Here is a 12,246-nt window from a genome sequence, read left to right on the forward strand (position 1 = left end):
AAAGAAAGTTATAATCACTTGCCACATTCAGAATTACAATGGTATTATATATCATAAAGATATATATCAAAAAGATATATTACAAAGGAGCACTTCGCCTTGCCAAAAGAAAACACCCAATTTGCCATTCTTGGACTTCTCACCACAGGCTGTCAGACCGGCTACTCCATCAAACAGATGATGGACGGAAGCCTTAATCACTTCTGGAAAATCAGCTACGGTCAGATTTACCCGACCTTAAAGAAATTAGTCGACAATGGCTATGCCTCCGTCCAAGAAACAACTCAAGAAGGCAAACCAGACAAAAAAGAGTATCACATCACCGAAAAAGGAAAAACCGCTTTGAAAGAATGGCTTCAAGACCCAATCATAGACCTTGCCACCGATAAAAACGAACTGCTTCTCAAGCTTTTTTTCTGCAGACATCAGGACCCGGCGCGTACGGCGGAACTGTTGGATACCTACCACGAAAAATTGACTGTTCGTCATAGCACTTTCCAGGCAATCAGTAATAGAATCAATGAATGCCACATACAAGATGCAGATGCCCCCTACTGGTTAATGACATTGGACTATGGATTATGTACCACCAAAGCTGCCATCGAATGGTGTGAACAAACGAAAACAAAATTGCTTTCAAAGGAGAGATAAGAATGGGTGCAGAGATTTTTTCCGGTCGCTATACAGTGGAAAATCAAGAAGATGTTGTCGTGTTTACCATCGGGATGCGTATTAACAAATGGTGGGCCATCTATAAATGGTTGCCCGTCTTTATGGCGATGCCACCAATGATAAGGGAGTTATACATGAACAAGGAACTTGGCTGCCTGTCCATGGAACACTTTTTCAGCCTCCGCACCACCTTGCTGCTTCAATACTGGCGTTCGGAAGAGGATTTGATGGCTTATGCTAAAGGCCAGAAGCACCTTAAAGCATGGAATGATTTCAATAAAAGGGTTAGAAATAATGATGCCGTGGGAATTTATCACGAGACCTACCTTGTCAAAAAGGGGCAGTATGAATCTGTTTACGGAAATATGCCGAAGTTCGGGTTAGGAAAGGCATTTGGCATTAGTGAAATCAGCAAGGCTAATAATTCTTTAAGGAAGAGAATCTCTTGAGCAAAAGCGACCAGATTTATGCCTGGTCGCTTTTGTTATTTCATTGTCGTTTCCTATAACATCAATTTTTTCTATATCTTTATCGAATATTAATCATATCATCTTGGCAATATAAATTAGAGTTTATTTGGAAGGTGGATGTGAATATGTATTTTTACAAAGAAGACTTAATTAATATGATTGTGCCTGATAAACCAGATCCCCATGCTGCAAAGGTTCTTCAAGAAGCACTCGGGGGGCAATTTGGGGAAATGAGAACTTTGATGCAATTCTCATTCCAAAGTGCTAACTTCAGGGGTAAAGCGAAACAATATCGTGACCTAATAAGAGGGATATTTCTTGAAGAACTTAGTCACGTGGAACTCGTTCAATCGACAATTAACCAACTGTTAAACGAATCCGGCGGAGATATGCCAGGAAATCAGGCATCTGATGGTGCTCCATTAGATGATGTCATACAATCTGGCGCAAACCCACATCATTATATTATGGGTGCTAAATCTTCCCTACCAGTTGATGCAGGCGGCAATCCGTGGAACGGTTCATGGGTATATGACCATGGAAACCTTGTAGCAAACCTACTTAATAATGTTGTGCTAGAATCCACTGGTGTTCTTCAAAAGTCCAGAATATATGAGATGAGCAGCAATAAAACACTAAGGGAAACAATCGCTTTCTTGATTGTACGAGATAATGCCCATCAAAACGCATTCGCCAAAGCATTAGAAACACTTGGTGTTGATTGGGGCAAAATTTTTCCGATTCCAAATTACGATTTAAACAAATACCCGGAATGCCGTAAATATGTTGATATGGGCTTCCATAATGCACAATTCAATTTCCGCCTAGATGATACGCGAATCGGTGAAATCTTTCAGGGTACATCACCAAGCAGAAATGGCGGAGAGTTATCAGTCATTGCTCCACCACAAGGCCATCCGGTTCCTGAAATGCCTGATATGCCAAATGAGCATGCCCCAGGTCTGTTTGATCTTAATAATTAGCTCTTTTCTAAAAGATTGTTGCTATTTACTAGTAAAAAGTTGGCATTTGGACTTTTTACTAGTAAATAGTCGGCTTTTGCACTTTTACCGTTTATCTACTTTCAAAATATCATGCAGTTTTTCCGAATAACTAAGAAAAGAGCACGACAGTAACAATTATTACGGTTGTTATAAAAATACGAAATAGCAACAAAGTTTACGAAAACAGCCTAATAATTAGCTCTTTTCTAAAAGATTGTTGCTATTTACTAGTAAAAAGTCGGCATTTGGACTTTTTACCGTTTATCTACTTTCAAAATATCATGCAGTTTTTCTGAATAACCAAGAAAAGAGCACGACAGTAACAATTATTACGGTTGTTATAAAAATACGAAATAGCAACAAAGTTTACGAAAACAGCCTGATAATTAAATTGTAAATAACAAATTACTACGCCCTTAGCTTTAAGGGCGTATTTCATTATAACAATCCCCTCTCTGAACCCCTATCCTCTTATCGTAGGCTTCGTCAGCTTACAAGCTGGGTAACTGATGGAAGGTGCATAATACGATAGCTTCCTCATGAAATAACAGGATTCCGGAAAATGATGTTCGAGGAATCGAAGGGTACTTTGGTTAATGAGTTCGTCATCTAAATAAAGGTCGAGCACTTCGGCTACCAGATTGTTAAAATTGACCACTTCCACCGACACTTCCTTTGCAAATCTCATCTGCACGGGAAAGCCCGGTTCTGCGAAATGCAAGTAGCCTTCTATCATGTCATTTTTCACGATAAACTGCGAGAACTTCCCTCTTACATGATTGGCGCGTTCAACCAGTGCGAATTCTACTCCGTCTAACATCCTTAATAATAAAGAGGCGTGCCCCAGTTGATCATCGAGCCACATGCTCAGCAGCTCGACAAGTGTTAGAGCCGGATAGTCCCGTCCCTCCACGTAGCTCTCCAATATCCTCAGGTACTCCCTGTTCTCTAAAAGCGTCCCGTTCAGGTAGGTTGGTGTCAGGTTCAAATTGACCTTGTTGTATAACCTTAAATTCAAAAGATTCCCCTCGAACAAGTAGTACTTGTACGCCACTTCGTTCGCCATTTCAGCCAGCCTGATCATCGGATTCGAATTTATAGGTGCATCTTTAGGAACCTTCCTCAGCTCCTGCTCCACCTTTCCGAATGTTTCAATAAAAGTCTCAGCCTGCCTGACCCATTTCTTCTCTTCCGGTGATAGATAATCTCTTATAAAATAGGCGTGGTCCTTTAAGATGCCAAGCCAGAATTCATGCTCTTCCCATGGGGTAATCGGTTCATAGCTCATTCTGTCCCCCTCCTCTTTATATAACTTATTTGATAGGAGACATTTTCATGATAAGTAAAAGCGCAGCCTACATGAAGTAAGCTGCGCTTTAGCCTTGTTATTATTTTTTATTACGTCTATAAAGGTCCATCGATTTATGTCCTTCATCAATGATCGCTGCCATCTCAAGCAATCTCTTTTCCTGTGTTTCTGCTCTTTTGGCACTATAGACATAACGCGCCCAGTCTTTCTGGTAGCCGTATGTCAGATCGTTATATTTCGCCAATACGGTTTCATTATTTTTCAAAAAGTTCTTGAGGTCTTCAATATGTACGATGTAATCATCTACACACTGGCTCTTTGCGCTTGTCTTCTTTTTAGCTTTCTTAGGCACGGATTTGAACCCGACCACTGTGAAGACCTCGTTCAGGCTGACCATCCTCGAGAATTTCAAGGTGCTGTTTGGAAGGTATTTTTCTTCGTCCAGATTCAGGTCCGCATAAAACTTGTCCCTTTCTATGTAATCTTCATAGACTGGGTTCCCCTTTTTCGGATAGGCCACATACATGTAGCCGTTGTCGGAAAGAAGCTGTTTTTCATTGACGCTTGTAACGTACTTCACGAAGTCCTCCCTCGTGAACATGAACAAGAATATCAGGTCATATTTGTCCTTTTTAATGGAAGTATCAAAGTCCAGCCCCTCAAATTCACCTGTAGCTTCCGGTACTTGCAAAAATAATCTGTTTTCATATTTTTGCAGATTCAGTTTATCGACTATCGTTTTTTCCGCATTCATACTCACACATCCCCTTCTACCAATTAACATTTCCTACCTATTATTATAACAAAATCCTCCATCCCAAAAACCTCTTTTCACTTTGCTCACTTGTTAACAAATTGTTCACCTTTTTCTTCCAGATGTGTGACTTTTATCACACTTTTAAATTCTCCCAGCTCTTACAATGAAGGTGCATAGATCATTTATAAAAAAATGGGAAAAGGAAGTGGCGAGTATGTTTTCTTTCAAAAAATTTTTGGTGTGCTGCTTTGCACTTGTATTACTTTTAGGGGTTATGACTGGTTGCGGTTCTGATGAGGTATCTGTAGAGGATGCGGAGGCGGAGATTACGATTAAAAGCTCCAATTGGGAGTTCGATAAGGCTACCTATACAGTACCAGCCGGCAAACCTGTAGCTATCCATCATGAAAACGTGGAAGGTCACCATGGCATCACGACTAAAGGAACAGATGTGAAGATCCAAGGAGATGGCAGTGTAGTTGCAAACCTAAAGCCTGGTGAATATGAAATCATCTGTGACATCATGTGCGGAACAGGGCATGCCGAGATGGTTTCCAAACTGGTTGTGGAATAGAAAGGGGTGTCAGGGATGGCAAATGTACAATATGAACGTCCTGAAAAAAGTACCTCAAAGAAGCTTCCTGTGAAAGAAGAAGAATCTTCGTTAAAAGGTACATTGATCTCTGTATTTTTGATAGGAGCATTTATCGTTGTTTCGTGGATCAGCGTGTTCACTTTGTTTATCGCACGAAACTAATCAGGTCCAGAAAAAAAGGGGGTTACCATAGATGCATTTACACCGTTATGAAAAATATTGGCTTATTTTTGGAGTCGGAACATTGGTCGTTTTTTTATCCGTGATCGGGTTTACCGCCTTTGCTCACGGCCACCACCCTCCAAGTCATATGGCCACCGTGGATGCGGAGAACGTGAGAGATTCCGCTCCATTTGATGAGCCGGGCTTGAAACAGATAGACGAAAAAACCTACGAAGCTACGATTATAGCGATGACATTCGGTTATGAGCCGAATAAGATATCCGTTCCGAAAGGCTCCACTGTCAGGTTCCAGGTGACAAGCCAGGATGTCGTACACAGCTTTACCATCCCTAAGACGAACGTGAACATGATGATTACACCGGGGCATATTAACCAATCGGAACATACATTCAAGGAAGCTGGATCTTACCTTGTCCTTTGCAATGAATATTGCGGCATCGGACATCAGCATATGCAAATGGAAATTGAGGTGACGGAAGAATGATACAGGCAGCAGAAGTGGACATTCACGATTCTAAATTGAGCATGGCCTATATTTTTATCGCTTTTGCAGCATTATTTTTAGGAACAATGGCAGGAGTGGTCCAGGGGCTTGTTCGCGGTGGACTGATTGAGCTTCCTTACAGCATCAGCTATTATCAGCTGTTAACGGCACATGGTGTGCTGCTTGCCCTCGTATTGACGACCTATTTCATCTACGGTTTCCTACATGCCGGGATGAGCAGGACATTGGGCACGATGACTTCTTTGGAGAGGAGATTGGGTTGGATCGGCTTTTGGGTACTGACAATCGGTACTCTGCTGAGCTTTGCAATGATTTTAACGAATGACGCATCGGTCTTATATACTTTTTACGCGCCATTGCAAGCCTCTCCCCTCTATTATATAGGGCTGACCCTGTTTGTGGTCGGGACCTGGATAGGTGGCGCAAGCTTACTTGCCCATTATATCCGCTGGAAAAAACAGAACCGAGGGCAAATAACACCCCTGTTCAGCTTTATGACAGTCGGAACGATTCTCTTGTGGTATGTCGCTTCCATCGGGGTTGCCGCGACCGTGCTGCTTCAGTTCCTGCCTTGGTCTCTTGGACTGGTAGATAACATCAATATCCTTTTGAGCCGGACCTTGTTTTGGTACTTTGGACATCCGTTGGTGTACTTCTGGCTTCTGCCGGCATACATCGCCTGGTATGTCTGTATTCCGAAAATCATCGGCGGGAAGCTGTTCAGTGATTCGCTCGCCCGCTTGGTTTTTGTCTTGTTCCTGTTGGTTCTCAATTCCTGTAGGGTTTCACCATCAGCTGATGGAAGCCGGGATCTCCGAGTTCTGGAAGTACCTGCAGGTTGTTTTAACTTTTGCGGTTATCGTTCCTTCCCTGTTGACCGCCTTCTCGATTTTTGCAACGTTTGAATTGGCAGGTCGTGCAAAAGGGGCACGTGGTGCCTTTGGCTGGGTACGAAAATTGCCTTGGAAGGATGCGCGCTTTTTCGCACCATTCATGGGGATGCTATTCTTCATCCCTGCTGGAACAGGCGGAATCATCAATGCCAGTAACCAGATGAACGCCGTCGTCCATAACACTCTTTGGGTTGTAGGGCACTTCCACATCACCGTTGGATCCACCGTTATCCTGACATTCTTCGGGATTGCTTACTGGCTGATTCCGGTCTTGCGCGGCAGAGCGTTTACCGCACGCATGAACAAGCTGGCCATGACACAGACGATTCTTTGGACAGTGGGTATGTTCTTCATGTCCGGTGCAATGCACTTGCTCGGACTGTTGGGGGCACCTCGTCGTACCGCTTACACCACTTACCAGGATCATGCTACAGCGGCCGCCTGGTTTGATGGAGTGTTTGCCAATCAGGTCACGATGGCCCTTGGTGGAGTCATCTTGTTTGTCGCATCCATGCTGATGATCTACATCGTCATCAACCTTGCCTTCTTTGCGCCAAAAGCGCATACGGAATTCCCGATTGGGGAGGTCGCGGAAGATGCGCGCGAAACGCCGCGGATCTTGGAGAATTGGAAACTTTGGATCGGGATTGCGGTAGCATTGATCTTATTCGCTTACACAATTCCTCTGATGGATATGATACAGAATGCACCACCAGGATCACCGCCATTTAGGCCTTGGTGATGGATGGTGGAGTAGGCAGTGGGAGGAAGGGGTCCTGCTGCTTTTTTATTTTAGAAAAAAGATTGATTGGAGTCATCAGATAACCTAGCTGTTGATTGGAGCGATAGGCGAAGACTCCTGCGGGAGGAAGGGACAGGGAAGACCCCGCAAGGCGTAGCCTGAGGAGGCTTCCGGACCGCCCGCGGAAAGCGAAGCCTAGCGCGGAAATCAACAGTGGTGTTAAACCAATAACTAATCTTCCCCCTCCCCCTCTTATAAGCTTTTGCGCTTGCCATTTCTTGTGTTACAATATTGACTATCATAAATGTGGGGAAAATAGCTGAAAATAGCCCGCTCTCCCCCGGCATTCTTAAAATAAGGAAGGTTGAAAAACGTGGAACATAACCCAGCAAACTCGAATTTCATTCGAAATATCATAAAAGAGGACCTGGAATCCGGCAAGCGCAACCATGTCATCACCCGCTTCCCTCCAGAGCCAAACGGTTACCTACATATCGGACACGCAAAATCCATCGTCATCAACTTTGATCTGGCAGACGAGTTCAACGGAAAAACGAACCTGCGCTTTGACGACACCAACCCTTTAAAAGAAGACGTTGAATATGTTAACTCCATCAAAGAAGACGTAAAATGGCTTGGCTATGATTGGGACGGACTTTTCTTTGCATCTGATTACTTTGAAGAGATGTACAACCGTGCTGTTCTTTTGATTAAAAGAGGCAAAGCGTATGTGGACGACCTTTCTGCTGATGAAATCCGCGCATACCGTGGCACACTGAAAGAGCCAGGAAAAGACAGCCCATACCGCGACCGCTCTGTAGAAGAGAACCTTGACCTATTCGAGCGCATGCGTAAAGGCGAATTCGGCAACGGAGAAAAAGTGCTTCGTGCGAAGATCGACATGAAATCACCGAACATCAACCTGCGTGACCCGGTCATCTACCGTATTTCTCATGCAACACACCACAACACAGGAGACAAATGGTGCATCTACCCGATGTATGCCTTCGCACATCCAATCGAGGATGCGATTGAAGATGTGACTCACTCTATCTGTACCGTGGAGTTTGAGGATCAACGCCCATTATATAACTGGGTCGTAGCGGAAACAGAAATGGCTGGAACGCCACAGCAAATTGAGTTTGGCCGTTTGAACATCACAAACGCCGTGATGAGTAAGCGTAAGCTGCGCAAGCTTGTGGAAGAAGGCATTGTTGATGGTTGGGACGACCCTCGCATGCCGACAATTTCTGGGCTTCGCCGTAAAGGCTATACGCCAGAAGCAATCCGCGCTTTCGTTCGTGAAACAGGTGTTTCAAAGGGATCTGGATTTGTTGACTCGCAAATGCTAGATCACTTTGTGCGTGAAGATTTGAAATTGAAATCCCCTCGTACGATGGGTGTTGTCCGTCCATTAAAAGTGGTCATTACTAACTATCCAGAAGGACAAGTGGAAATGCTGGAAGCGGAAAACAACCCGGAGAACGAGGAAATGGGTAAGAGACAGATCCCATTCTCCCGCGAAATTTACATTGAGCAAGAGGATTTCATGGAAGATCCACCGAAGAAATACTTCCGCCTCTTCCCTGGTAACGAGGTTCGCCTGAAGCATGCTTACTTTATTAAGTGTGAGGACTTTGTGAAAGATGAAGACGGCAATGTGGTGGAAATCCACTGTACGTATGACCCAGAGACAAAGAGTGGAACTGGCTTTACCGGACGTAAAGTAAAGGGTACCTTGCACTGGGTGGAAGCGTCCCAAGCTGTTCCTGCTGAGTTCCGTTTGTTTGAGCCGTTGCTATTGGACGAGGAGCCTGAATCTGAAGTTGAGGCTGAAGTGGCAGATGTTGATGTTGCTGGCACGGAAGAGGAAACAGTGGAAGCTGTCGAAAAGTCCTTCCTTGACCATGTGAATCCGAATTCCATGAAAGTATTGAATGGGTTTGTGGAGGAAAACATGAAAGGTGTGGCGCCGCAGGAAAAATTCCAATTCTTCCGCCACGGGTACTTTAATGTGGATCCGAAGCATACCACTGCGGATAAGCTTGTGTTTAATGAGATTGTGTCGTTGAAGAGTTCGTTTAAGTTATAGAGTGAAGTTTGGCTTGATGGCCCCCGTTTTGTGAACGGGGGCTTTTTGATTGGTTGGGTGTCGGGGGCTAGGTAGGCATAGCGCAAAATTTGCTGGGGTTTGTCGAATGGCATTTATAATGCCTAAAGTGGCTTATAAAACGAAAAAGTCGCTTATAAATTTAAAAGTTGGACTATAAAATCAAAACTTGGATTATAAATTTACAACTTTCCTGTCCTTGCAGGAAATCTTCGTCTCAAAGCCGAAGTAGAGAGAGAATATTAACGAAAAGGAGCATAAAATGATAAAAAAAGACAGAGAAAAACCACACAGGTTGCTCGCGCATGAAGCCGCAATGCGAAGAACCCCCAAAACTCATTCAAAATATCCCCAAATTGAACAAGAATTCTATCGTTTACACTATGGATACAAAGGCGAACAAGCAATGGACTACTTTTCATCCTTCCTGCCCCATGAAAACTATAAAGTTTTGCACGGCCTCAGAATTCCGGACACTAAAAGACGACATTTCCAGATGGACTCACTCCTTATATCCCCTACTCATTGCCTCATCTTAGATTCCAAATATGTTTTCGGACAGATTGAATTTGATGAAGATACCGGAAGTCTGATCCGTCACAATGAAACTGGTCAAGAAAGGCTTGGAGACCCGTTTGCACAACTAGCCAGACACAAAATTCAACTCTCCTCTATCATCCAAGAACTTAAATTACCTCCAATTCCTATCTATAACTCAAATCGTCATGACACATAAAAATGCTACCCTATATAAAAAATCTCCCATCATCTTAAAGAATGTAGTCTTTCACACAAATCTCCCAACTAGAATAAAAGAAATTGATAAATCCCAAAAGAATACCTACTTTTCAAATAAGGACATCAACAAACTCGTGAAAACACTATTAAAAATTCATAAAGATGAAACCTTTAACTTGATGGATTACTATGGACTTTCTTCTTCTGATTTTATTAGAGGAGTCATTTGCCTTAATTGTTCCCATGCCCCCATGCAGAAATCTTATCAAAAGTGGTTCTGTTTAAAATGTGGGAATACGGCAAAGAACCCACTTCAACAGACGATTAAGGACTATTCTTTGCTCGGGCTTGGCAACACGATAACAAACAAATCTTTCAGATAATTTGTATGTCTTCACTCAACAAGTATTGCTTCCAAAGAGCTTCAAACGTTAAACTTTCCCCACAAAGGCACCAGAAAAGCGCGCATTTACTTTATAGAGTAAAAGGATGCGAAAGACCCCCGAGAAGATATATCCCCGGGGGTCTTTATTGTCCTGCATGCTACACAAACCATCTCAAATAAACAGTAAACCCAACAATAATGACAACAAACAACGCGATATAAATATATGTGAGACGTGTCACATTCCCTTTTGATTCTTCGTGATAGTCCCGATCTCCTTTTCCCGCTACTTGAAGCGTAGCAAACAGCCCACCAACTAAAACAAGCACTCCTAAAACACCTAAAACTACCATCATATACTCTCTCTCCATTCTGGAAATTCTCTCTACTTTGAACGGTAGCTTATAAAAGATGTTTTTTCAACTATACTAGCTTATTTTTTCTGCTGATTACCGCAACCTTTTGGTGGATTATAACTTTTGGAGGAGTTATTGTAACTATTTTGGAGGGGATCGGATGTAACTTTTGGGAAGGTTATTGTAACTTTTCAAGGGGTTATGTGACATTTACCGAAACATCAACCATTCTAAAAAAGGACACATCAGATTCGTCCCCATATTGCATAAACTAGTAAAATAGTTATATACTTAAATGAGAATGATAATCAATTTTATCTAATTCCTATAGGGAGTGACGGAATGTGAACCTGGATGTTTTTGATGTAACGATTATTGGTGGAGGTCCTGCAGGACTTTATTCTGCATTTTATAGTGGTCTTAGAGAGATGAAGACGAAGCTGATCGAGTACCAGCCTCAATTAGGCGGGAAAATTCATGTGTATCCGGAAAAGATGATTTGGGATGTTGGCGGCCAGACGCCTCTGCCGGGAGCAAAACTAATTGAGCAGCTTGTTAAGCAAGGATTAACGTTCGATCCCGAAGTAGTGCTAAATAGAAAAGTAGAATCAATAACCAAAAACGAGAATGGACTCTTTGTGCTGTTGGATTCCAAAGGAGAGCGGCATTTTTCCAGAACAGTTATTGTGGCTGTCGGTGGCGGGATCCTGCATCCTCAAAAGCTTGCGATTGAAGGAGCAGAAAGATTTGAAGTGACAAATTTGAATTATACGGTGAAGTCTCTCCAGCGTTTTAAAGACAAAACTGTCATCATATCAGGCGGAGGCAATTCAGCCATAGATTGGGCAAATGAACTGGAGCCGATAGCAAAACAAGTTTATGTCACTTATCGAAAAGATGCGTTGTCCGCTCACGAAGCACAAGTATCACAACTGTTGAACAGCTCGGCAACTTGCTTATTCCATACCTCCATCACCAATCTCATCGCAAGTGAAAATCATGAAGTCATTGAACTGGTTGAGCTTACCAACCACGAAACCGGGGAAACCTCAACTCTTTCCATTGATGAAGTCATTATCAGCCATGGATATGAGCGTGACGGAACATTAATTGAGAACAGCGAGCTTCCAATTGAAATGGTCGATACCTATTACATAGCTGGAAGTTCTACCAGTGAATCCTCCATATCAGGTCTCTATGCTGCAGGAGATATTTTAAAACATGATGGGAAACTTCATTTGATAGCAGGAGCGTTCCAAGATGCTGCCAATGCCGTCAATAAAGCAAAACAATATATTCAACCACAAGCAAGCAAAGTTGCAATGGTTTCCTCTCATAACGAAGTATTTAAAGCTAGAAATAAAGAATTGATTAAGCAATTGATCCGGTAATGCACATAGCAAGAAAAAAACTATTATAATCAAACAAAAGTTAAGGCTGTCAGGCATTTCGTTTATTGTCGACTTAAGACAGCCTCTTTAAATTCGTCCCTCCACCCTAATAAACGTTTCTTTATAGGTTCAGAGA

The 12,246-nt window shown here is 42.8% G+C and carries 12 protein-coding genes and 1 pseudogene; 10 read left to right on the forward strand and 3 right to left on the reverse strand.

The annotated features are described in order from the left end of the window. Positions 1 to 99 precede the first annotated feature (99 nt). From AB685_RS19535 to AB685_RS19545, 3 genes are all read left to right on the forward strand, one after another. On the forward strand, positions 100 to 651 hold the full coding sequence (locus AB685_RS19535; RefSeq protein ID WP_047972278.1) for a PadR family transcriptional regulator: 552 nt from the start codon (positions 100 to 102) through the stop codon (positions 649 to 651). Positions 652 to 653: 2 nt separating this feature from the next. Next, the gene (locus AB685_RS19540) at positions 654 to 1,121 is read left to right on the forward strand and encodes a DUF4188 domain-containing protein (protein ID WP_047972279.1); all 468 of its coding nucleotides are present in this window, start codon (positions 654 to 656) and stop codon (positions 1,119 to 1,121) included. Between the two features lie 146 nt (positions 1,122 to 1,267). After that, positions 1,268 to 2,125 carry a manganese catalase family protein gene (locus tag AB685_RS19545; protein ID WP_047972280.1) on the forward strand — a complete coding sequence of 286 codons (858 nt, stop codon included), beginning with the start codon at positions 1,268 to 1,270 and terminating at the stop codon, positions 2,123 to 2,125. Between the two features lie 484 nt (positions 2,126 to 2,609). Here the strand turns inward: AB685_RS19545 and AB685_RS19550 are convergent, their stop codons facing one another. Beyond that, entirely contained in the window at positions 2,610 to 3,434 is an 825-nt protein-coding gene (locus tag AB685_RS19550) for a DUF2935 domain-containing protein (RefSeq protein WP_047972281.1), read from the reverse strand. 100 nt (positions 3,435 to 3,534) lie between these two features. Further along, the gene (locus tag AB685_RS19555) at positions 3,535 to 4,209 is read right to left on the reverse strand and encodes a YdeI/OmpD-associated family protein (RefSeq protein WP_047972282.1); all 675 of its coding nucleotides are present in this window, start codon (positions 4,207 to 4,209) and stop codon (positions 3,535 to 3,537) included. A 217-nt stretch (positions 4,210 to 4,426) separates the two neighbouring features. Here AB685_RS19555 and AB685_RS19560 point away from each other — a divergent pair, with 217 nt between their 5' ends. The 6 genes and pseudogenes from AB685_RS19560 (at position 4,427) to AB685_RS19580 (ending at position 9,976) form a co-directional block, all read left to right on the forward strand. Further along, complete coding sequence (locus AB685_RS19560) at positions 4,427 to 4,786, forward strand: cupredoxin domain-containing protein (protein ID WP_047972283.1); 360 nt, start codon at positions 4,427 to 4,429, stop codon at positions 4,784 to 4,786. Between the two features lie 15 nt (positions 4,787 to 4,801). Continuing rightward, complete coding sequence (locus AB685_RS30995; protein ID WP_128755911.1) at positions 4,802 to 4,969, forward strand: cytochrome c oxidase subunit 2A; 168 nt, start codon at positions 4,802 to 4,804, stop codon at positions 4,967 to 4,969. Positions 4,970 to 5,000: 31 nt separating this feature from the next. Then, positions 5,001 to 5,474: a cytochrome c oxidase subunit II gene (locus tag AB685_RS19565; protein ID WP_047972284.1), complete on the forward strand. Its 474-nt coding sequence runs from the start codon at positions 5,001 to 5,003 to the stop codon at positions 5,472 to 5,474. After that, a pseudogene (locus AB685_RS19570) lies at positions 5,471 to 7,130 on the forward strand (b(o/a)3-type cytochrome-c oxidase subunit 1). The gene AB685_RS19565 and the pseudogene AB685_RS19570 overlap by 4 nt, the downstream one beginning before the upstream one ends. A gap of 373 nt (positions 7,131 to 7,503) precedes the next feature. Continuing rightward, complete coding sequence (locus AB685_RS19575) at positions 7,504 to 9,222, forward strand: glutamine--tRNA ligase/YqeY domain fusion protein (protein ID WP_047972285.1); 1,719 nt, start codon at positions 7,504 to 7,506, stop codon at positions 9,220 to 9,222. A gap of 280 nt (positions 9,223 to 9,502) precedes the next feature. Then, a complete protein-coding gene (locus AB685_RS19580; RefSeq protein WP_047972286.1) occupies positions 9,503 to 9,976 on the forward strand; it encodes a nuclease-related domain-containing protein in 474 nt (157 codons plus the stop codon). A 545-nt stretch (positions 9,977 to 10,521) separates the two neighbouring features. On the opposite strand, the gene AB685_RS19585 is transcribed toward AB685_RS19580, so the two are convergent. Then, a complete protein-coding gene (locus AB685_RS19585; protein WP_053073897.1) occupies positions 10,522 to 10,719 on the reverse strand; it encodes a hypothetical protein in 198 nt (65 codons plus the stop codon). Positions 10,720 to 11,063: 344 nt separating this feature from the next. On the opposite strand from AB685_RS19585, the gene AB685_RS19590 reads away from it, so the two are divergent. After that, positions 11,064 to 12,110 carry an NAD(P)/FAD-dependent oxidoreductase gene (locus AB685_RS19590; protein WP_047972288.1) on the forward strand — a complete coding sequence of 349 codons (1,047 nt, stop codon included), beginning with the start codon at positions 11,064 to 11,066 and terminating at the stop codon, positions 12,108 to 12,110. Positions 12,111 to 12,246: the final 136 nt, after the last annotated feature.

This window comes from Bacillus sp. LL01 (genome assembly GCF_001037965.1).